The sequence below is a fragment of the Micromonospora sp. USAFONa4 genome (assembly GCF_057197825.1).
This window is the reverse complement of record NZ_CM170072.1, coordinates 4,699,860-4,720,788: the sequence shown is the minus strand read 5'-3', so window position 1 is coordinate 4,720,788 and position 20,929 is coordinate 4,699,860. Positions and strand designations below refer to the sequence as shown.

Genomic DNA, 20,929 nt, shown 5'->3' with positions numbered 1-20,929 from the left:
CGTGACCGCGTGCTGTACCGACGGCCCCCCGGACGCACCGCCGCCCGGCCCGCGACGCGGGCCGGGCGGCGTCGTGTCCGCCTACCGGTGGTTCAGCAGCACCGGCAGCGACGCCACGTCGTTCGCCATGAACGAGCGCAGCGGCTGGATCTCGTCCGGCGCCACGGCCAGCGCGAGGTGCGGGAAGCGGGCGAACAGCGCCGGCACCGCCACGACCGCCTCCAGGCGCGCCAGGCGGGCGCCGGGGCAGAAGTGCGGGCCCGCGCCGAACGCGAGGTGCTCCTTGTTCTCCCGGTCGATGTCGAACACGTCCGGGTTCTCGTGGACGGCCGGGTCGCGGCCGTGCGCCAGGTAGCTGATGAGGATGGCGTCGCCCGCCCGGATGACGACCCCCTCGCCGAGGTCGATGTCCTCCTTCGCCCAGCGCATCGGCAGCGCCGCCACCGGGCAGTGCGCCCGCAGCGCCTCCTCGATCGCGTCCGGCCAGCGGGCCGGGTCGGCCAGCAGGGTCGCCAACTGGTCCGGGTTGGCGAGCAGCTCGCGGACCGTGTGGTCGATCAGCGTCACGGTCGTCTGGCTGCCGCCGCCGATGAGCAGCAGCAGCATGTCGACCAGCTCCTGCTCGCTGAGCGGCTCCTCGCCCTCCACCCGGGCCGCCATCAGGAAGCTCGTCAGGTCGTCGGACGGCTCGCGGCGCTTGAGGTCGATCAGCGTACGCATGGCGACGTTCATGTCGACGTAGACCGCGGCCGACTCCTCCTCCGGCACGTTGTCGGTGTTCAGCACCACGCGCAGGATGCGCAGCACCTCGGGCCGCAGGTCGTCCGGCACCCCGAACAGGTCGCAGATCACCCTGGTCGGCAACTGCTGGGAGTAGATGGTGTGCAGGTCGACCGGCTCGTCCGCCGGGTGCGTCGCCAGGTCGTCGAGCAGCCGCCGGGCGACGAGTTCCACGTGCGGGCGCATGGCGTCGATCCGCTTCGGGGTCAGCGCCGGCGCCACGAGCTGCCGCAGGCGCTGGTGCTCGCGGCCCTCCGCCGTGGACATGGACTCGACGTCCACCCACGGCGACAGCCACTTGATCTCGCCGGGGGTGTAGCTGGGCACGTTCTTCTTGACGTTGCGGGAGACCCCGGGGTGGGTCAGCAGGCGCCGGACCACGTCGCCACGGGTGATCGACCAGGCCAACATGCCTTCCGGCAGCTCGACGGCCACCGCGGGGCCGGCCGCACGGAACTCGTCGATCTGCGCGTACAGGCACTTGCCGCCGCGACTGTCGATCTGGGTGGTGGGGGCAGCGCTGAAGTCGACCATAGTGCGCCTCCTACGATGGTGAGGGAACGCAGAGAAAGGTAACTGTCAATCGGGAACTGCCGGGTAACCGCTTTCTCGCGCCCGCCACGAATTCGTCTGGACAAAGGCGCAGATCATTGCGTCGAGCCGGCTGACCAACCTATCGTCCTACCACGACACGTGTCAGGGAGCGGCGATCCCGCCCTACTCACCGAATTTCGCGGCAACCCCATTTGTTAACGCGTGTGCGGAGGCAGAAACATGGACAGGATTCGCCGGGTCGGCGTCGTCGGGTGCGGGGTCATGGGCGCCGGGATCGCCGAGACCTGCGCGAGGGCCGGCTTGGACGTGCTCGTCGCGGTGTCGCGGCCGGCCTCCCTCGTACCGGGCCGGGCGCGGCTGACCGCGTCGCTGGACCGCGCGGTGGGCCGGGGCAAGCTCAGCGAGGCGGATCGGGACGCGACGCTGGGTCGGGTGTCCTTCACCGCCGACCTGACGGACTTCGCCGACCGGCAGCTGGTGGTCGAGGCCGCCTCGGAGCAGGAGTCGATCAAGCTCGACGTGTTCGCCACCCTCGACAAGGTCGTCGAGGACGAGGACGCGATCCTCGGCTCGAACACGTCCTCACTGCCCATCGTGAAGCTCGGCGGCGTCACCGCCAGGCCCGAGCAGGTGGTGGGCATCCACTTCTTCAACCCCGCGCCGGTGCTCCCCCTCGTGGAGGTCGTCGGCTCGGTGCGTACGGACCCGCGGACCGTCGAGACCGTCGACGCGTTCGTCACCGAGGTGCTCGGCAAGCAGGTCGTCCGTGCCAAGGACCGCGCGGGCTTCGTGGTGAACGCGCTGCTGATCCCGTACCTGCTCTCCGCCGTGCGGATGGTGGAGTCCGGAATGGCGTCGGTGGCCGACATCGACAAGGCGATGACGCTCGGCTGCGCGCACCCGATGGGTCCGCTGCGCCTGGTCGACCTGATCGGGCTCGACATCGTGGCCGCGATCAGCGAGTCGCTGTACCGGGAGTTCCGCGAGCCGCACTACTCGCCGCCGCCGCTGCTCGCCCGCATGGTGGCCGGCGGCATGCTCGGCAAGAAGTGCGGCCGGGGTTTCTACGAGTACGGGCGATGAGCCCGTCCCCCGCGGAGGTGGGCTGAACCATGGACCTCGTCGACCGTCTGCACCGCGTCGTCGCCGACGCGAAGTACCTGTCACTGTCCACCGTCTCCCCCGACCGCCGGCCGTGGACGGCGGTGCTGCAGTACGCGTGGCTGCCCGACCCGCTGCGCTTCCTGTTCGGCTCCGCCACCGGGTCCCGGCACAGCAGGCACGTGGCGGCCCGCCCGACGGTGAGCGGGGCCCTCTTCGTCACCGGCGACGGCGGGCTCACCGAGGTCGACGGCGCCCAGTTCACCGGCACCTGCCGGGAGCTGACCGCCGACGAGGTACGCGCACACCACGCGACGTTCTACGACGCCCTGCTGCCGGACGAGGCCAGCAGGGCGGAGTACACCCTGCCCGTGTCGGCGCTGCTACCGCCGGCGGAGCACCGCATCTACCAGATCTCGGTGGACCGCGTGTGGCTCGTCGACACCAGCACCTGGATCGAGGACCGGATCGACCGCCGGATCGAGGTGGACCTGCCCTGAGCGGGGCGGGTCCACCCCGGTCCCGGGGTCACTCGGCCATCGTCGCCCAGAACACCGCCTCGTAGGCGTGCACCATCCGCGCCGCGCGCAGCGCCTCCACCGGGTCGTCGCCCGCCGCGAGGCCGGTCGACACCACCCCGGCCGCCTGCTCCAGCACCTCGTCCGGCGTCTCGGCGAAGTAGCGGAAGTGCGCGACCGCCCCGTCGGAGAACCCGTAGCGCGCCTGGAGGGCGTCGGCCATCCGGGCGTAGAAGCCGCCCGACTCCTCGACGTTGACCAGCAGGGCCAGCGGGATCGCCGACCGCGGCCCGAACACGGCGGTCCGGACGATGAAGGAGGGGTACGCCTGGGCCAGCGGTCGCGGCTCGTGCGCCCGCAGCTCCTTCTCCCCCAGACCCACCGCGGCGGCGAAGGCCGGCAGCAGGCCCAGCGCCTCCTCCTCGGCGCCCGCCATGGCCAGGAACAGCGGCTCGGGGAAGCGGGCCGCCAGGAACGCGAAGCTGCTCCGGTCGCTGGACACCAGGTGGTACAGCTCGCCGGCCAGGGCGCGCAGCCGGTCGGCCGACACCTCACCGCGCTCCAGCAGCTCCAGGAACCGGTTGGGCGCCAGCTCCAGCGACCGCCGGCCCTGTGCCACCAGCTCTGCCACGTGCTCGTCCACTAGTCACCTCCGAATCGTGCGGTGCAGGTTCGGGCCGCTCGCCGGTCCCGGTACGGGCTCGGCGATCCACGGCCCCTCGATGGACGCGTCGAGCACGCCCTCTTCCAACCAGGTGAAGCTGCCGTCCAGCACCCGCCGGGCGACCGCGACGTCGTCGCCGTCGGTGTTGGCCCACAGCCCCCGGCAGAGTTCGGCCACCCGCTGCCGGGACTGTCGGCAGAACGCGTCGGCCAACTCGACCGCCGTGCCGCCGAGCGCCCTGGCGTACACGCAGGCGGCGGTCATCGCGTACAGCTCGGCGGCGACGTCCACGACGCGGCCGAGGAACAGTTGCCGCTCGGCGACCGCCTCGCCCCACCGCTCCCGGCCCCGGTCGAGGTGCCGGGCCAGCTCGGCGCACGTCGCGGCGGCGGACGACAGGTGCCCGGCCAGCACGCCGAAGTCGGGCGGCGGCGCGGACGGCGTGGACCCCTCCGCCGGGCCCTCCTCGTCCGCCAGCGCGTCGGTTCCGACGAACACCCGCAGCGCCTCGCTGGAGCCGTCGAAGATCCGGCCGATGCGCAGGTCCCGGAACAGCTGCTCGACGGGGACGCCGCGCTCGCCGCGCGCGGCGGCCGACTCGGCGGTCTCGTACCCGCGACCGCCCCGGATCTGCATCAGCTCGTCGACGATCCGCCACGCCTGCTCCGACGCGAACAGCTTCGCGAGCTCGGCCTCGGTGTGCGTGTCCAGCACGCCGGCGTCGGCGTGCCGGCCGGACACCTCGACCATGGCCTCCAGCGCGAAGGCGGTCGCCGCGATGTAGGCGATCTTGCCCGCCACCGCCTCGTGCTCACCGATCGGCCGGTCCCACTGCACGCGGACGCCGGACCACTCGCGGGCGATCCGCAGGCTCCACTTGGCGGCGGCGGCGCAGACGGCGGGCATCGACAGCCGGCCGGTGTCCTGCGCGGCGAGCGCCACCTGGAGCCCCTGCCCCTCCGGCCCGATCCGGCGGCTCGCGGGCACCACGACCCGGTGCAGCCGGACGACCCCGTTCTCCAGGCCGCGCAGCCCCAGGAAGGAGCTGCGGTGCTCCACCGTGACCCCCGGCGCGTCGGCCTCCACCACGAACGCGGACATGCCTCCCGGGCCGCTCTCCGAGGGCGGGACCAGGGCCATCACCACGATCAGGTGGGCGATGGTGCCGTTCGTCGTCCACAGCTTCACCCCGTCGAGGCGGTAACCGCCGTCGCCGGTGGGGGTGGCGGTGGTCCGCATCCGGAAGGGATCGTTGCCGATGTCGGGCTCGGTGAGGGCGAAGGCGGAGAGCTCGCGTACGCACCTCGGCAGCAGCTCGCGCTTCTGCGCGTCGGTGCCGAACAGCCGCAGCGGCTGGATGAGGCCGATCGCCTGGTGTGCGCCGAGCAGCTCACCGAGCGAGGAGTGCGCGGTGCTGACGATCATCAGCGCCCGGTGGTAGCAGACCCCGGACAGGCCGAGCCCGCCGTACTCCCTGGGGAGCTTGATGGCGAACGCGCCGAGGTCGCGCAGGCCGTCGACCACCTCGTCGGGGATCCGGTCCTCGCGCTCGATGAGCCGGCCGTCCACCTTGTCGGTGCAGAACGCGCGCAGCCGCGCGAGGAACGCCTCGGCGTCGGCGTCGAGCCCGGCGTCGGGCAGCGGGTCGAGCAGGTCGACCCGCAGCCTGCCGCGCAGGAGTTCGCTGCCGAAACTCGGTCTGTTCATCGTTGCCTCCCCGTTGCGCGGGTGGGTCTGGATCGGGACACGGGCCGGGCCACGTTCGACTCGCGTGAGCGGGTGCGCCCGTGGCCCGGTCCTCGACGTGGGTCAGCTCGCCGGCACGGCCTTGATCAGCGAGAGCGGCCCGGCGGCGCCGTGGCCGCACCACTCGACGGTGAAGCCGGTCTCGGCGAGCAGGGACCGGAACTCGCTCTCGGTCCGCTCCCGGCCGCCGGCGGTCACCAGCATGTTGATGTCCGTGTAGAACATCACCGGGTTGTCGGTGTTCGCGGTGTCCGGCAGCACCGATCCGACGATCAGCAGCGTGGCGTCGGCGGGGATGTGGGCGCGCACCGTGGCCAGCAGCTTCCGGGCGTTCTCGTCGTCCCAGTCCTGGAAGACGCTCTTGATGACGTACAGGTCGCCGCCCTCGGGGACCGACGAGAAGAAGTCGCCCGCCACGATCTCGCACCGGTCGGCGACACCGGCGGTGGCGAGCACGCCGGCGGCCTCGGCCACGCCCGCAGCGCTGTCGAAACACACCCCCCGCAGGTGGGCGTGGGTGCCGAGGATCGCGGCGAGCAGCGTCCCGTCGCCGCCGCCGACATCCACGACGGTACGCACGCCGGAGTAGTCGTACCCGTCGGCGACGAGCTGGGCGGACGCCCTCGACTCCTGCCCCATCGCCACGTTGAACAGCGCGGACAGCTCGGGGTTCTCGGCGAGGTGCACGTACGCGTTCTTGCCGTGCACGTGGTCGAAGGCGCACTCGCCGGTCTCGATGGTGTGCCGCACCTGCTGCCAGGACGCGAAGAGCGTGGGGTTGGTGAAGAACCGGGTGAACGCCCACAGCGAGTTCGGCGAGTCGGTGCGCAGCTGCTCGCCCACCTCGGTCAGGCGGAACTCGCCCGGCGTCGGCTCGACCAGCACGCCGATGGCCACGAGGGTCCGCAGCAGCCGGTGCAGCGACGGCGCGTGGGTGCCCGTCGCCTCGGCGAGCTGCGCGCTCGTGACCCGGCCGTCGTGGATGTGGTCGGCGAGCTTCAGCTCGGCGGCGAGCGCGAGCGACTGCGAGGCCATGTAGCCGCCGATGATCTCGATCAGGGCGGCGCGGTTGCGGATCTTGGAGGCCAGGGTGGCCGGAACGGTGCTGGTCATGAGGCATGCCTTTCCGCGAGGGGGTGTCGAACCCACACGTTGGGCTCGACGTAGACGGCGTGGTCGTGGTCGACGTTCACCGCGACCGGGGTCAGGGCACCCGGCACGACGACCGGTCCGCTGGTGTCGAAGGGCAACCCGGTCCAGTCGCGCCACTGCGCGAGGCTGCCGGAGATCGTCATGGAGGCCGGGCAGACCTGGAGGACCTCTCCGCCCGCCCGGACGTGCACGCGCAGCCACGGGTCGGCCGGCAGCCCGTCGTCGCGGGTCCGGGCCGCGTACTCCGGCATCGGCTCGTGCGGCTCGGCGTGCTTGCCGCTGGGCCGGACCGGCCCGACGACGTCGCGGTAGCCGTGCCGGCGGGCGTTGTCCTTGACCGCGGCCAGGACGCGCCCCGACATGTTCCGGGCCTGCATGCCCGGCACCACGGCGATCTCCAGCGCGCACAGCGCGGTGAGCCGGCGGCCGGCGGCGGTGTCGAGCATGCTCATCCCCAGCACCGCGTCCCAGCCGGTGTCGGGCAGGCTCGCCGGGTCGCCGTCCCAGGCGAACGGCACGGCGGCCGCGCGGGCGATCACCGCGTCGTCGGCGTCGAGCACGACGAGCTGGTGCTCCGGGTACCGGTCGAGGGCCCAGCCGACCACCATCGGCTCGGGCGGGATGTAGTCGGGCCAGGAGGCCTCCATGTGGAGCATCCCGTCCAGCAGGTCAGGTCGCTCCGCGAGGGTCAGCACGCGCACGGGGTCACCTCCCTTGGTCAGGCGGCCAGGCTGCGCGCGGGCAGCGGGTCCGCGGGCATGGCACAGTGGTCGTCGGCGTGCCTGCGCAGCAGCGCCAGGTATTCGGTACGGGGCACCGCGACCGCGCCGATGAGCTTCGCGTGGTCGCCGTCGTGCTGGACGTCGACCGCCACGCCGCCGCTCTCCGCGACGCGCCGCACCAGGCACGCGACCGCGACCTTCGCCGCGCCGCTGCGCAGGGCGAACTGGGAGTCGGCGCTGAACACGCCACCGACGCGTACGCCGAACGTGCCGCCGACCAGCTCGTCGCCCTCCCACACCTCGACGCTGTGGGCGTGCCCCGCCGCGTGCAGCTCGCGCAGCGCCGACACGAGCCGGTCGGTCAGCCACCGGGGCTCGCGGCCCACGCGGCAGTGCTGGACCACCCGGTCGAAGCAGACGTCGAGCGTCGTCGTCCACTCGACCTTGTTGCGCAGCTGCCGCCGCAGGCTGCGCTGGATGCGGGCCTGGTCGACGCGGATCACCGGGCGCGGGTCGGGCGAGCACCAGGCGACGGCGTACGGGTCCGCGCTCCCGGCGAGCACCGCGATCCGGCCGGCGGCGACGTCCGCCTCGTAGGTGAACTCGCTGACGATCTTCCGCTCCTCGGTGTCGGCCGGGAACGGGAACAACCCGTGCCGGTAGGCGCCGAGGAGCGTCGTCGCGGACAGGTCGTCGCCGAACGCGACCGGGCCGGCGGTGGGGGCGTGGGTGAGGTCGAGCGTCTCCCAGCCCATCACGCGGCCCGCAGGAACCCGGTACGGGTCAGGTAGCCGATGTAACGGTCGAGCATCTCCGCGTCCACCGTCGGGATCTCGATGCCGCTGCCGCGCAGCGCGTCCTCCACGTTGGTGCGGGAGAAGACGGGGAACGTCGTCTCCAGGTACATCTCCGCGACGCTCATCTGGCCCGTCGCGCAGCGGTCGATGAACAGCGGCGCGAAGGGGGTCATCGGATGGTCGGGTTGCTCGACCGCGACCCGCACCATCTCGTCGAGCCACTCGGCCCAGGTCACCTCGCGGATGTCGTGCCCGTGCGCCCGCAGGCGCTCGACCAGCACCGAGATGTTGACCTTCCCGGGGTTGGTGAGGTGGTAGACCTCGCCGGCGGGCCGGGACGCCCGGGCGATGTGCGCGACCGCGGCGGCGAACACGTCGACAGGCGTGTAGTCCAGCGGCAGCTCCGCGACGGGGGCGGTGCCGGTGTCCACCACGAACTTCTTCATGGCGCACATCTCCGTGGCGATGTTCCACGCGCCGTTGACCCGGTCGCCGGAGATGTCGGCGGCCCGGTAGATCGCCACCGGCAGCCCCCGCTCCGCCGCCCGGTGCAGCAGCGCCTCGGCCACCCACTTGCTCTCCACGTAGCCGACGGAGAGGTGGTCGGCGTACGCCAGCGGGGTGTCCTCGTCGACGTGCCGGACGCCAGCGGTGCCGAAGCCCGCGACGACGGCCATGGTCGACGTGTAGTGGACCGGGACGTTGCGGTGCCGCGCGGCCATCCGGATGATCTCACGGGTGCCGTCGACGTTCGCCGGCCGCATGTGCGAGTACGGGTAGATGAAGTTGACGGCCCCGCCGGGGTGGTGGATGACGTCGACCGTGCGCGCCAGCTCGTCGAAGGCCGCCTCGGACAGGCCGAGCCCGGGTGCCGCGAGATCGCCGGGGACGGCGACGATCCGGCCCGCCGCCTGGTGACCGGCGAGGTCCTCGCCGAAGTAGTGCCGCGCGTTGGCCTGGATGCGGGCCAGGCCCTGCTCCGGCCCGTCGGCGCGTACGAGGCAGTGCACCACGGCGTCCGTGCTCGTCAGCAGCTCCCGCAGCAGGTAGATGCCCAGGAAGCCGGTGGCGCCGGTGAGGAACACGTGGCGGGGGTCCTGCCAGCGCGGCTCGTCGGGCACGTCGCGCCGGACCTGCACGTCCAGCTCCGTCTCGGCGGCGAAGTCCACCCGTTTGCGGGTGTCGTCGCCGGCGAGCGTGCCCTCCCGGGCCTCGCGCACCGCCCGCGCCAGGCCGCGCGGCGTCGCGTCCTCCAGCAGCAGCCGGATCAGCGGACGTACCTGGGTGATGAGCACGCCGAAGGAGCCGCGGATCTTCGCGAGCAGCTCGGCGGCGAGGATCGAGTTGCCGCCCTGCGCGAAGAAGTTGTCGTCCGGCAGCACCCGGGGCACGCCGAGCACCTGCCCCCACAGCCGGGTCACGCCGCGCTCCACCAGGTCGACGGGCGTGTCGTCAGCCGCCTCGGCGGCGACCGTCGCGGTGCTCGGCGCGGGCAGCGCGGCCAGGTCGACCTTGCCGTTGGTCTTCAGCGGCAGCTCGTCGAGGGCGACGAACACCGTCGGCACCATGTAGTCGGGCAGGTGGCGGCCGACGAACTCGCGCAGCTCCGCGACGTCCAGGGACCGTGGGCCGGTGTGGTACGCGACCAGGCGCCGCTGGCCGTCGTGCTCGTACGTGGTGACGGCGACCGTGTCGACGCCCTCGTGCGCCGCCAGCGCCGCCTCGATCTCGCCGGGCTCCACCCGGAAACCACGGATCTTGACCTGCCGGTCGATGCGCCCGATCACCTCGAGGTTGCCCTCGGCGGTCCAGGCGCCCAGGTCACCCGTCCGGTACATCCGCGCGCCGGGCTCGGACGCGAACGGGTCCGCGCGGAAGCGGCCGGCGTCGTCCTCGGTCAGGTAGCCGCGCGCCACGCCGCGACCGCCGATGTGGATCTCACCGCGCTCGCCGGGGCCGACCGGCCGGCCGTGCTCGTCGAGGACGTACACGACGGTGCCGGGCAGCGGCCGGCCGACGGGGGCCGCGCCGCGGGCGGGCAGCACGTCGGCGGTCAGGTCCATCAGGCAGGAGGTGATCGTGGTCTCGGTGAGCCCGTAGGCGTTGACCAGCCGCACCCCGGGCATCAGGTCCAGCGCCGTGCGGCAGTCCTCCGCGTTGACCGCCTCGCCGCCCACGATCACCAGCCGGACCGGCAGGTCGCCGGCCCCCGCGCCGGCCTCGGCGAGGAAGCGGCGCCAGTACGCGGGGGTCAGGTCCATGACGGTGACCCCGTGGTGGCGCAGCCGCTCCGGCAGTTCGCTGGGCGCCCAGCTCAGCTCGGGCAGCACCAGCGTCGCCCCGCCCAGCAGCGCGACCGTGATCTGCTCGATGGAGGTGTCGAAGGAGAGCGCGCCGAACTGCAGCACCCGGTCGTCGGGGGCGACGCCGTAGCGGCCCACCAGCTCCCCGCACAGGTGGCTCAGCGAGTCGTGGTTGACCACGACGCCCTTCGGCGTACCCGTGGATCCCGACGTGTAGATGATGTAGGCGGCGTCCCCGCCGCCCTCCGCCACGGCCGGGGCGGTCGCGGCGCCGTCCGCGACGCCCGCGGTGAGCGCCCTGACCGGCAGGTCGGCGAAGCGCGCCAGGTCGCGGGCGTGGGTGATGACGGTGGTGCAGTCGGTCTCCTTCACGAACGCCTCGACCCGGCTGTCCGGCAGCCCCGGATCCACGGGCAGGTAGGCCGCGCCCGCCTTCCAGATGGCGAGCAGGCCGACGACGGCGTCGATGGAGCGTTCCAGGTGGACCATGACCACGGAGTCCGCGCCGACGCCCTCGTCGACGAGGTGGCGGGCCAGGCCGTTCGCCCGGCGCTCCAGGTCCGCGTAGCTGACGTGCGCGTCGCCCTGCACGACCGCGGTCCGGTCGGGCTGCGACGCCGCGCGGACGGCGATGAGTTCGTGGACACGCGGTTGCGTACGGATGTTCATGTTTTCCCTCGGGTGTGAGCACGGTCGTACCCGTGGATTTACCTGCCGCTGACCCAACGAAATTCGATACGGGCGACACTACTGCCTGAGGGCGGTTCCCCCGACTACCAGAATGAGCATGGAACCAGAATTGACACTACTCATCAGGGTAGTCATTTGGGCGCGGTCCACCCTTCGTCGAATTCAACGTGAAGGACGCCGGAAATCGCTATGTGGCAGTGCTGTCCGGAAGGTCCGGAGCGCCCGCTACGCCGCGGAGGAGACCGGCACGTGGCGGACGAGTTCGGCCCGCGAGGAGATGCCCAGCCGGCGGAACAGGCCACGCAGGTGGTAGTTCACCGTGTGCGGCGACAGCCGTACCCGGGTCGCGATCTGCCGGTTGGTCATGCCCTCGGCGACGAGCCGCGCGATGGCCCGCTCGACGCCGCTGAACGACTCCCACGCGCCGCCGGCGTCCGGACGGTGCTCGCGGGCGGCGGGCGCGGAGCGCAGCCCGATCCTGCGCCGCAGGTCGGCGGGGGCCACGGGCTCCGCCGACGGGTCGGCGGTGCGGGACGCACCGGTCACGGCCCGGCGCCGGCGCAGGCGGTCGCGGTCGGCGCGGAGCGCCTGCCGCACGGCGGGCGGCAGGGCGTCGAGCACCGCCCACCACACCAGTTCGTGCCGGAAGGCGAGGTCGTCGCCCACCCAGTCGAGCAGACCGGCGTCGAGCAGCGCGTCCAGGTCCGGCAGCAGCTGGGCGGTGTTCCGCCGGGTCATCGCCGTCAGCTCCGCGAGCTGGCAGGACCGACCGAGCACGGCGGCCACCCGCAGCAGCTGCCACGATCCGGTCGGCGCGCCGCGCAACGTGGCACGGACCAGCTCCTGGACCCGCTTCGGCGTCCGCGCCCGGCCGGGCCCGGCGGTGACGCCCTCGACGCGGATCCCCTCGCGCAGCGCGGCCAGCAGCAGCGGGTCCCCCGCCGCGGCGGCGACGAGCAGGCGCATGGCAGGATCCGCCACGACACCCGGCGGATCGGCGACGAGCCGACCCACGGCGTCCCCGGACAGCGGGCGGCCCGCCTGGGCGAGCGCCCCGGCCATCTGCGACAACTGCTCGTCCTCGTATGCCACGACGCAATCGTGCACGTGAATGTCTGCCGGTCTCAACATTGCCTTACCGCCAGGTACGCCGAGCAATTACCCGCACGTGGGGGAAGCGACACCGCAGCGGCTTGCCGGCGGGTGACCCGGGATTGCTTCGATCAATGTAATGACGTCGCGAGAGAGGCGGGCAGTTGTGGAACCCGTTGTGGTCCAGGATTTCGTACCGGCGATCGACCTGTCGGGCCGCACCACCGCCGAGGGGCGCGCGGCCATCGCGGCAGCCATCGGCAAGGCGTGCGAGGGTTCGGGGTTCTTCACCGTCGTGGGGCACGGCGTGCCCCGGGAACTGGTGAACCGCATGTACACCACCACGAAGACCTTCTTCACCCGACCGGAGGAGGAGAAGGACCGGAGCGCGAACCGCGGCTCCGGGGTGTCGGGCCTGCGCCGCCCGGGCGGCCCGTACGAGGCGTTCGCCGCGCACGTGACGGGCGACCTGAGCGACGAGGAGCGCGCGCGGCTCGGCACGCACCCGGCCACCTGGAAGGCGGCGAACATCTGGCCGGACGACGACTTCAAGGCGGTCTGGTACGAGTACATCGCCGCCATGACCGAGCTGTCGGCCGACATCATGCGGCTGTTCGCGCTCGCCCTCGGGCTGCCGGAGGACTTCTTCGACAGCAAGTTCGACGAGCACGTGTCCCTGATCATCGCCAACTACTACTACCCGACGCCCGACGACGGCGTGCTGCGGCGGGAGATGCACACCGACTGGGGCAGCCTGACGGTGCTCTACGTGGAGGACGAGCTGGGCGGGCTCCAGGTGCGGCGCGGCGACGACGACTGGCTGGACGTGCCCGCCATCCCCGGCAGCTTCGTGGTGAACATCGGCGACCTGATGGCGTTCTGGACCGGCGGCCGGTGGGCGTCGACCGTGCACCGGGTGGTCAACCCGGAGGGGACGGACGCGCCGTCGCGCGTCTCCATCCCCTTCTTCTACCTGCCCAACCACGACACCACCATCGAACCCATGCGCCCGCTGGCCCAGGAGAGCGCCGAGGCCGGGCTCGACCGCGTGACCGTCGGCGAGTGGTTCTCGCACAAGATGCAGTCGACGTACCAGGCTTCCGCGTAACCGCCCCCCACGGCGCCCGCCGGACCGCCCCGCAGACGCGGTCCGCCCGGGCGCCGCGCGGTGGGCGGGCCGCCGGACGCTCCAAACGCGCGGCGCATCGGCGACGGGCGGTCCGCCGGGCGGCGTTCCGGTGTCAGAGGGAACGCACCGCGCCCGGCACGGTGAACTCGATGGTCTCGCGGGCGACCTCGCGCTCCACCACCGTCACCGGCCCGCGCGCCCGCAGCGCCTCGACCACGCCCTCGACCAGGCGCGGCGGGGCGGACGCGCCCGCGGTGACCCCGACCGTGCCGACACCCGCCAGCCACTCCGGCAGGATCTCCGCCGCGTCCTCGATGAGGTGGGCCGGGCGGCCGGCGCGGCGGGCCAGCTCGACGAGCCGTTGCGTGTTCGCCGAGTTGGTCGAGCCGACCACGAGCACGAGGTCGGACTCCTCGGCGACCGTACGCAACGCCGCCTGCCGGTTGGTCGAGGCGTAGCAGATGTCGGCCGAGGACGGTCCGCGCAGCGCGGGGAACCGCTGGCGCAGCACGTCGAGCACCTCGGCGGTCTCGTCCACGGCGAGCGTGGTCTGGGTCAGGTACGACACCCGGTCCGGGTCGGGCACCTGGACCGTGCGCGCGTCCTGGAGCGACTGCACGAGCAGCATCCGCTCCGGCGCCTCGCCCAGGGTGCCCTCGGTCTCCTCGTGCCCCGCGTGCCCCACGAGCAGGACGGTGTCCCCACGGTCGGCGTACCGGCGCGCCTCCGTGTGCACCTTCGCCACCAGCGGACACGTCGCGTCGAACACCTCCAGGCCGAGCCGGTCGGCCTCGGCGCGCACCACGGGCGACACCCCGTGCGCCGAGAACACCACAGTCGCGCCGGCGGGCACCTCGGCGAGTTCCTCGACGAACACGGCGCCGCGCGACTCCAGGTCGGCGACGACGTGCGCGTTGTGGACGATCTGTTTGCGGACGTACACCGGGCTGCCCCGGCTGGCGAGCGCACGCTCGACGATCTCGATCGCACGCTCGACACCGGCGCAGAACGCACGCGGTGCCGCGAGCAGTACCGTTACGGACTCGGCTACGGACATCGCGCACTCCTTCCCACGCATCTCCGCAGTATCGAGCCGGGTCCTCGCAATCCGGTGGGGTTCCGATGGAGCACCAGCGACGACGCCCGGCGCCGGGACGTCCGCTACCCGTTCACCTGGTAGGCGGCGAGGACCGTCTCGGAGATGAGGCGGGGGGCGTCCGCCCGGTCCACCTGCCCGCTGGCCACGTCGGCGGCGGCGCCCTTCATGATGTGGTGCAGCACGCTGGTCAGCCAGTCGGCCGGCAGGTCCATCCGGAACACCCCCTCGTCCTGGCCCCGGCGGATCAACTGGTCGACGCGTCGCGCCGGCTCGGCGTGCAGCTGGTGCACGCGCTCGGGCGGCAGCGACGCCTGGGCCGCCTCCAGCACGGCGCTCGACTGGGCGATCAGCAGCCAGCTCGACCGGATCAGCACGCGCAGCGCGTCCCGCGGGTCGCCGGTCAGGTCGAGGCCCGCCAGGAGTTCCTCCCCCTCGGCCAGCACCCGGGTCAGCGCGGCCTCGACCAGGGCGTCCCGGGACGGGAAGTGACCGTAGAGGGTCACCCGGCCCACCCGCGCCGCCTGCGCGATGTCGCTGACGCTGGCGTCGGGGTCGCGACTCAGGCAGCTGACCGCCGCCTCCAGGATCCTCTCCACGTTCTGCTGGGCGTCGGCCCGGCGGGTCGGCTTGGCGAGTGGGCGAGTCATGGAACTTCCCCTAAGTCGAACAGACGTGCATGAGTTAACGTGTCTCCGTAACTTGAACACTACCGTTCAACTTGGCGGAGGAGCCTGGCAGCCATGGCGGAACCTGTGACCGCAACCGAAACTCCCACACCAGCGAGTCCGCATCCGCAGCGCTGGCGGATCCTGGGCCTCGTCGGCATCGCCCAACTGATGCTGATCCTGGACGTCACCGTCGTCGCGATCGCCCTGCCGCACATGGGGTCGGACCTGGGGATGGATCGGGAAGCCCTCACGTGGGTGGTGAGTGGATACACCCTCACCTTCGGCGGCCTGCTGCTGCTCGGTGGGCGCGCCGCGGACCTGTTCGGCGCCCGGCGCCTCGTCCTCGCCGGGCTCCTGCTGTTCAGCGCCGCGTCCCTGACGGCGGGGCTGGCGACCAGCGGCCCCATGCTCCTGGGCGGTCGCGTCGGGCAGGGCCTCGCGGCGGCGCTCCTCTCCCCCGCCGCCCTGTCCCTGGTCGTCACGATCTTCGACGGCGACGAGCGCAACAAGGCGCTCGGCATCTGGTCGGCGCTCGGCGGCGGCGGCGCCGCCCTGGGCGTCCTCCTCGGCGGCCTGCTCACCGCCGGGCCGGGCTGGCCCTGGGTGTTCTTCGTCAACGTGCCGGTCGGCATCATCCTGCTGCTGGCCCTCCGGATGCAGCTTCCGCCCCAGGCGCCCACCGGCGCGACGGCCCGGCTCGACCTGCCCGGCGCGGTGCTGGTGACGGCCGCCACCGGATCACTGATCTACGCGCTGATCCGCGCCGGCGACGTCGGCTGGGCCGACCCGACGATCCTGGCGCTGCTGGTGGCCGCCGTGCTCCTCTACGCCGCGTTCATCGTCTGGCAGCGCCGCGCCGCGAGCCCGCTGATGGACGTACGGCTGCTGTTCCGCCGGCCGGTGGCGACCGGGGCGCTGCTGATCCTCGTCGCGACCGCGCTGATGATCACCGTCTTCTTCCTGGGCACGTTCTACCTGCAGAACCACCAGGGCTACGGCGCCCTGCGCACCGGGCTGCTCTTCCTGCCCGTGGCGATCACGACCATGCTCGGCGCGAACGCCGCCGGTCGCGTCATCGGCCGGATCGGGGCGCGCACGCTCGGCGTCCTGGGGCTGCTCGTCGCGGCGGCCGGCATGGCGGTCCCCGCCTTCGTCGACGGGACCCTGGCCCTCGTCGTCGGGGTGGCCGTCGCCGCCTCCGGCACGGGCGTCCTCTTCGTCGTGGCGTCCGCCGTCGCGCTCGGCCAGGTCGCGCCGCACGAGGCCGGTCTGGCGTCCGGCATCGTCAGCACCTTCCACGAGTTCGGCGCCTCGCTCGGCGCCGCCGTCGTGTCGAGCATGGCCGCGGCGAGCATCGCGGGCACCAGCACCGCCGGCTTCTCCCGTGGCTTCACCACGGGCGCCGTCATCGCCGTCGCCGCCGCCGTCCTGGCCTTCTTCATCACCCCCCGGCCGGCCCACTGAGCACCGACCCGGCGGCCGGTGGGGGCCCGCCCACCGGCCGCCGGGTCGGACATCCTCCACCGCGCCCCCGACAGGCGGGCGTGGGAACGGCCGGTGGGGGCCCGCCCACCGGCCGCCGGTCGGACACCGGCGCGCTCCGGGGACGCGCGGGCGCCGGCCACCGTCACATCGACGGGCCGGCGCTCACCGGCGTACCCGCGGCGCGATCCAGGCGCCGAGGCTGTCGCCGTGGCACTGCTCGACGCTTGTGGTGCTGACCCGCAGCGACACCTGGGTCGAGTCGCTGATGTCCACCTTGACCGGGCGGGTCCTCCCGAGGCCGACCGTGGTGGTGAAGACCTCCTTGCGGTCGGAGAGCACGGTGAACCGCAGCGGCATGCCCTTCGGGGACTCGTCGGCGATGCCCACGGCCGCCTCGAAGACCCGGAACTGCCGGCTCACCACGAACGTGACCGTGTAGTTGTCGTTCAACCAGCACGGGGACGCGGTCAGCACCGCCTCGTGCCGCTTGCCGGCGACCATCAGCGGCTCCTGCTCCCAGCCCTCGAAGTCGTCCACCTCGCGCATCTCCGTCAGCGGGACCACGCCGGCCGAAGGCGACGGCGACGCGGTGACCGCGGGCGACTCGGGTGTCGGGGCGGGGTCGGTGGGCGCCGCCGGCGGGGTCGGCGAGGGCTGCCCGGTGGAAGGGGCACCCTGGACCGGCGGCGCGGCACCGCCGCCGCCGGTGTCTCGGGTCAGCTCCAGCGCTACGGGAATGGCCGCCGCGACCACCGTGGCCACGGCGGCGATGACCGCCCCGACGATCGCGGGATTGGACGAGCGGAGGCGCCTCGGGACAGACACCGTTCGATTATGGCAACGTCGCGCACGCGCGCCGGACGACCGGCGCGCCGGGTCCGGCGGCGATCCGCGCGCCGGGTCCGACGGGCGGACGCGCCGGGCCGCCGCCGGTCAGTGCCCGAGCCGGTCGAGGATCCTGGCCGCCACGTCGAGGGTGTTCCCCTCGGGCGCGGCGGGACAGCCGCCGGTCGTCCCCCGCCAGCGCTCCTCGTGCGCGACGACGCGGGCGCGCAGGACGTCGACGTCCGGCGCCTGCCCCGTCGTCGCCGCCCGGGCCAGCCAGGTCGCCCACAGCTCCCACCGGGGCAGGTAGTAGTCCCGGACGAGCCCGGCCCAGTGCCGCCCGGAGTAGTCGTGCAGCCCGCTGGTCTGGTGGCCCCACACGGAGACCAGGCTGCGGGCGTCGCGCTCCATGACGTCGGCCTCGGCGGGCGAGTCGCCCCACGCGCGGGCGTCGTCGATCCACCGGCCGACGCGCGATTCGGCGCGCGTGCCGGCGAGCTCGTCGAGGTCGAGCAGATCCGCCCGGAACCGGGCGAAGTGGTCCAGGACCCCGTCCCCGTCCCGCTCGGCGAAGGCCGCCAGCATCCCGCGGATGTGGATCCGGGATCCCTGCGCCAGCACGTGACCGACCAGCTCGACCAGGTCCCGCTCGACCTGCTCCCGGACCCCGGCCTCCGGCGCCCGCCCGAGCAGCAGCCGGGCGGCCGAGGCGATCCGCGGCAGGGCGCCGAGGACCATCGGGTCGTTCTCGGCGTCGATGTTGGCCGACTGCCGCTGCGGCTCCGCGTCCTGCGGGACGAACTCGCCGGCCAGCCGCTGGGCGGCGAACGGCGCGTCGGCCGACCACGGCCGGGCGATGACGGGGGACGGGATGGACCGGGTGCGCCCCGGCGCGTAGAGCGTGTCGGCCAGGAGCCGCCAGGCCAGGGCGAAGTCCTCGTGCCCGGACGCGTAGCGCTGCCGTGCGAACGACCGCAGCCAGTCGTCCAGTCGGGGCACGCCCCAGGTCAGGTCGGTGGCCAACTCGTAGAAGACGCTGTTGTTCTCGACCGCCTCCGGTGCCAGCCCTACGCCCGCCAGCCGGGCCGGCCGCGTACGCCGCAGCTCGTCGACGTCGCGACGCAGTCCGTCCAGGTCGCCGAAGAGCGCGAAGCGGCCCCCGAAGTTGTGGATGGCGCACCACACCCAGCGCCGCCCGAACATGCCGTCGCGGCGCCACATGGGGGCGTGCTCGCCCCACAGGTCCAGCAGGAGGAGCCGCTCGTCGGGCACGTCGGCCAGGAACGCGCGCACGCGGTCGGGCCGCCAGAAGTCGCGCTGGTAGTGGAACGGCCAGCCCTGGAGCACCCAGGTCGCCTCCGGGTCGCCGTCCGCCATCGCCCGGTAGACGGCCCGGCCGACCGACGCCAGGTAGTCGGGTTCCCCGGACGGCGGCACCGACTCGATGAACGGGTCGACGGCGTAGTGGTGGTCGGTGCCGAACAGCTCCCGCTGGATGCTCAGGAACTCCGCCGTCAACGACGCGAACCGCTCGCTGTCGGGGCCGAGGATCGGGGTACGCCAGCCCTGCCACTCGATCTCGCCGGCCGACGGGTCGGCCAGCTCCGGCGGCACGTGCCCCCCGAACATGGGCAGGACGGGCGTCATGCCCAGCGCGCGCTGCCGGTCGAGGATCCGCTGCGCCAGCTCGACGTGGCGGCTGATCCAGCGCGACGGCAGCGGCCCGCCGAACGAGTTCGTGTTGCCCATGAACGTCCACGGGAAGTGCGCCGCGCTGCCGATCCACTCGTCGACCCGGGCCGCGTCGAGCCCGGCCCGCCGGAACGTCTCCGCCAGCACCGCCTCGTGGCCGACCTGCATGAGCGGATGGGTGACGCCGTGCAGCGCCATCCAGTCGATCTCCCGCTCCCAGCGGTCCCAGTCCCAGAACGCCGCCGAGTAGCCGTAGGTCACGGTGTTGAGGTGGTAGCGGACCGCGAACGGGCTGGTCAGCCGCGTCGGGGGCGCGTCCGGCCAAGGCGTGGGCCGGGGCGCGAGCCGGGGCTGCTCCCAGGTCACCTGACGGCCGGCGTACGCCTTCAGGTACTGCCCGAACGCGGCGGCCGCGGCCACCGGATCCGACCCGCGCAGCGTCAGGCCGCCGTCGCGGCACCCATATCCGGCGACGGCCGCGTCGTCGCCGGCGGGGATCCGCTCCACCCGCACGTCGTCGGCCGTGCCGGCGACGCGGGCCACGAGGGCACGCACCTCGTCCACCGTCACAGCTCCTCGACGGTGCGGTTCAGCCGCGACCGCTCGGCGGCGAAGGCGACGAGGTGGCTCTCCACGCTCTCCTCCAGGGAGCTGGGGGCCGCCTCGACGTCCTCGCCGGACAGCCGGCTGCGGACCCGCCCGGTGAAGTCGAGCATCAGCCCGGCGTCCCCGCCACCGTGTCCGGAGAACGCCTCGATGACCTCGTCGACGACCCCCTGACTGCCGCTGCCGACCTGGAACGTCTCGTCGGTCCGCCGCCCCTCCACCGTGGGCGGCGTGTCGGTGAAGGTCGCCAGGCTGATCCGGCCCGAACGCATGTCCGCGGTGATCTGTCCGTGGCTGCCCATCAACGTGAGCGTGCGGGTGTTCCAGGCGGTGAACGCCGAGACCACAAGCGACGCCGTGACGCCGTTGCCGAAGCGCAGCGCCGCCGTCTGGTGGTCGACGACGTCGTTGTCCATCCGGTAGACGCACCGGCCGTAGTCGGTCAGCCGCAGGGCCCGCCGCCGGCCGGCCACGCTCGTGTCGTTCGTGACGACCGTGACGGGTGGCCCGTCGACGTCGGCGAGCTGGTCGACGTAGAGGCGTTCGGCGTTGTACGGGCAGGTGTCGGCGACGGCGCACCCGTCGACGCAGCGCTCGGTCGATCCCTTCGGCGCGTGCTCGGCCCGGAAGTGACGGCGCTCGCCGAACGAGGCGACGGTCGTGCAGGGCGACCCGACCAGCCACCGGAGGATGTCGATGTCGTGGCACGCCTTCGCCAGCAGCATCGGGCTCGACTGGTCGGTCCGGTGCCAGTTGCCGCGCACGTAGCTGTGCGCGAAGTGCCAGTACGCCACGTTCTCGATGTGCGAGATCCCCTGCAGCTCCCCGATCCGGCCCTCGTCGAGCAGGCGGCGCAGGGTCTGGAAGAACGGGGTGTAGCGCAGCACGTGGGCCACGGTGACCGTGCCGGCGCTGCCACGGGCCGCGACGGTCAGCCGGTGCAGGTCCTCGGCGGTCGGCGCGATGGGCTTCTCGAGCAGGACGTGGTGTCCCAGTTCGAGGGCCCGGAGGGTGGGATCGACGTGGTCCCGGTCCGGGGTGGCGACGATTACCGCGTCCCACGGTCCGCGCGTCGAGAGCGCCTGCTGCCAGCTGGTGAAGCGTCGGTCCGCCGGGACGGCGTGGGCGTCGCCCAGTCCGTCGCGGCGCTCCGCGTCGGGCTCGGCGACCGCGACGACCCGCGCCGCGTCGGGGTGCTCCAGGCACCACTGGGCGTACGCGTGCGCGCCGCGCCCTCCCGCGCCGAGCACGAGCAGTCGTACCGGTCCCGATCCGGGGGACACAGGGCCTGCCACGTCGATCATC

Annotated in this window: 17 protein-coding genes; 4 read left to right on the top strand and 13 right to left on the bottom strand. The window is 73.1% G+C overall.

The annotated features are described in order from the left end of the window. Positions 1-81 precede the first annotated feature (81 nt). On the bottom strand, positions 82-1,314 hold the full coding sequence (locus tag AC0OO9_RS20935) for a cytochrome P450 (RefSeq protein ID WP_132240860.1): 1,233 nt from the start codon (positions 1,312-1,314) through the stop codon (positions 82-84). Between the two features lie 240 nt (positions 1,315-1,554). On the opposite strand from AC0OO9_RS20935, the gene AC0OO9_RS20930 reads away from it, so the two are divergent. After that, positions 1,555-2,418 carry a 3-hydroxybutyryl-CoA dehydrogenase gene (locus tag AC0OO9_RS20930; RefSeq protein WP_151453515.1) on the top strand — a complete coding sequence of 288 codons (864 nt, stop codon included), beginning with the start codon at positions 1,555-1,557 and terminating at the stop codon, positions 2,416-2,418. 29 nt (positions 2,419-2,447) lie between these two features. Continuing rightward, positions 2,448-2,936 carry a pyridoxamine 5'-phosphate oxidase family protein gene (locus AC0OO9_RS20925; protein ID WP_484511770.1) on the top strand — a complete coding sequence of 163 codons (489 nt, stop codon included), beginning with the start codon at positions 2,448-2,450 and terminating at the stop codon, positions 2,934-2,936. 28 nt (positions 2,937-2,964) lie between these two features. Here AC0OO9_RS20925 and AC0OO9_RS20920 read toward each other — a convergent pair whose 3' ends face one another. The 7 genes from AC0OO9_RS20920 to AC0OO9_RS20890 all read right to left on the bottom strand — a co-directional run bounded on the left by AC0OO9_RS20920 (position 2,965) and on the right by AC0OO9_RS20890 (position 12,120). Continuing rightward, positions 2,965-3,597, bottom strand: coding sequence for a heme oxygenase-like domain-containing protein (locus AC0OO9_RS20920; protein ID WP_484511769.1), 633 nt, complete (start codon positions 3,595-3,597; stop codon positions 2,965-2,967). Positions 3,598-3,600: 3 nt separating this feature from the next. After that, complete coding sequence (locus AC0OO9_RS20915) at positions 3,601-5,325, bottom strand: acyl-CoA dehydrogenase family protein (RefSeq protein ID WP_484511768.1); 1,725 nt, start codon at positions 5,323-5,325, stop codon at positions 3,601-3,603. Between the two features lie 102 nt (positions 5,326-5,427). Next, on the bottom strand, positions 5,428-6,477 hold the full coding sequence (locus tag AC0OO9_RS20910) for a methyltransferase (RefSeq protein ID WP_484511767.1): 1,050 nt from the start codon (positions 6,475-6,477) through the stop codon (positions 5,428-5,430). Next, entirely contained in the window at positions 6,474-7,217 is a 744-nt protein-coding gene (locus tag AC0OO9_RS20905; RefSeq protein WP_484511766.1) for an N-acetyltransferase, read from the bottom strand. The genes AC0OO9_RS20910 and AC0OO9_RS20905 overlap by 4 nt, the downstream gene beginning before the upstream one ends. A gap of 17 nt (positions 7,218-7,234) precedes the next feature. Next, positions 7,235-7,993, bottom strand: coding sequence for a leucyl/phenylalanyl-tRNA--protein transferase (locus AC0OO9_RS20900; RefSeq protein ID WP_484511764.1), 759 nt, complete (start codon positions 7,991-7,993; stop codon positions 7,235-7,237). Continuing rightward, positions 7,993-11,007: a non-ribosomal peptide synthetase gene (locus AC0OO9_RS20895; RefSeq protein ID WP_484511762.1), complete on the bottom strand. Its 3,015-nt coding sequence runs from the start codon at positions 11,005-11,007 to the stop codon at positions 7,993-7,995. The genes AC0OO9_RS20900 and AC0OO9_RS20895 overlap by 1 nt, the downstream gene beginning before the upstream one ends. Before the next feature lie 246 nt (positions 11,008-11,253). Further along, on the bottom strand, positions 11,254-12,120 hold the full coding sequence (locus tag AC0OO9_RS20890) for a helix-turn-helix transcriptional regulator (protein ID WP_484511761.1): 867 nt from the start codon (positions 12,118-12,120) through the stop codon (positions 11,254-11,256). 166 nt (positions 12,121-12,286) lie between these two features. Between AC0OO9_RS20890 and AC0OO9_RS20885 the strand changes: the two genes are divergently transcribed. Then, positions 12,287-13,228: an isopenicillin N synthase family dioxygenase gene (locus tag AC0OO9_RS20885; protein WP_225852038.1), complete on the top strand. Its 942-nt coding sequence runs from the start codon at positions 12,287-12,289 to the stop codon at positions 13,226-13,228. A 133-nt stretch (positions 13,229-13,361) separates the two neighbouring features. Here the strand turns inward: AC0OO9_RS20885 and ispH are convergent, their stop codons facing one another. Together ispH and AC0OO9_RS20875 are read right to left on the bottom strand one after the other, a co-directional pair. Further along, positions 13,362-14,306: a 4-hydroxy-3-methylbut-2-enyl diphosphate reductase gene (gene ispH, locus AC0OO9_RS20880; protein WP_484511759.1), complete on the bottom strand. Its 945-nt coding sequence runs from the start codon at positions 14,304-14,306 to the stop codon at positions 13,362-13,364. 104 nt (positions 14,307-14,410) lie between these two features. After that, positions 14,411-14,995, bottom strand: coding sequence for a TetR/AcrR family transcriptional regulator (locus AC0OO9_RS20875; RefSeq protein WP_484511757.1), 585 nt, complete (start codon positions 14,993-14,995; stop codon positions 14,411-14,413). 105 nt (positions 14,996-15,100) lie between these two features. Between AC0OO9_RS20875 and AC0OO9_RS20870 the strand changes: the two genes are divergently transcribed. Next, a complete protein-coding gene (locus AC0OO9_RS20870) occupies positions 15,101-16,480 on the top strand; it encodes an MFS transporter (protein WP_484511756.1) in 1,380 nt (459 codons plus the stop codon). Positions 16,481-16,663: 183 nt separating this feature from the next. Here the strand turns inward: AC0OO9_RS20870 and AC0OO9_RS20865 are convergent, their stop codons facing one another. The 3 genes from AC0OO9_RS20865 to AC0OO9_RS20855 all read right to left on the bottom strand — a co-directional run bounded on the left by AC0OO9_RS20865 (position 16,664) and on the right by AC0OO9_RS20855 (position 20,919). Continuing rightward, entirely contained in the window at positions 16,664-17,326 is a 663-nt protein-coding gene (locus tag AC0OO9_RS20865; protein WP_484511754.1) for an NPCBM/NEW2 domain-containing protein, read from the bottom strand. 108 nt (positions 17,327-17,434) lie between these two features. Further along, a complete protein-coding gene (locus tag AC0OO9_RS20860) occupies positions 17,435-19,582 on the bottom strand; it encodes an alpha-N-acetylglucosaminidase (protein WP_484511752.1) in 2,148 nt (715 codons plus the stop codon). 2 nt (positions 19,583-19,584) lie between these two features. Next, a complete protein-coding gene (locus AC0OO9_RS20855) occupies positions 19,585-20,919 on the bottom strand; it encodes a Gfo/Idh/MocA family protein (protein ID WP_484511750.1) in 1,335 nt (444 codons plus the stop codon). Between the last annotated feature and the right edge of the window lie 10 nt (positions 20,920-20,929).

Coding starts and splice junctions, on each gene's coding strand:
- AC0OO9_RS20875 (WP_484511757.1), bottom strand. CDS start 14,995: ATGACTCGCCCACTCGCCAAGCCGACCCGCCGGGCCGACGCCCAGCAG.
- AC0OO9_RS20935 (WP_132240860.1), bottom strand. CDS start 1,314: ATGGTCGACTTCAGCGCTGCCCCCACCACCCAGATCGACAGTCGCGGC.
- AC0OO9_RS20900 (WP_484511764.1), bottom strand. CDS start 7,993: ATGGGCTGGGAGACGCTCGACCTCACCCACGCCCCCACCGCCGGCCCG.
- AC0OO9_RS20910 (WP_484511767.1), bottom strand. CDS start 6,477: ATGACCAGCACCGTTCCGGCCACCCTGGCCTCCAAGATCCGCAACCGC.
- AC0OO9_RS20895 (WP_484511762.1), bottom strand. CDS start 11,007: ATGAACATCCGTACGCAACCGCGTGTCCACGAACTCATCGCCGTCCGC.
- ispH (WP_484511759.1), bottom strand. CDS start 14,306: ATGTCCGTAGCCGAGTCCGTAACGGTACTGCTCGCGGCACCGCGTGCG.
- AC0OO9_RS20925 (WP_484511770.1), top strand. CDS start 2,448: ATGGACCTCGTCGACCGTCTGCACCGCGTCGTCGCCGACGCGAAGTAC.
- AC0OO9_RS20930 (WP_151453515.1), top strand. CDS start 1,555: ATGGACAGGATTCGCCGGGTCGGCGTCGTCGGGTGCGGGGTCATGGGC.
- AC0OO9_RS20915 (WP_484511768.1), bottom strand. CDS start 5,325: ATGAACAGACCGAGTTTCGGCAGCGAACTCCTGCGCGGCAGGCTGCGG.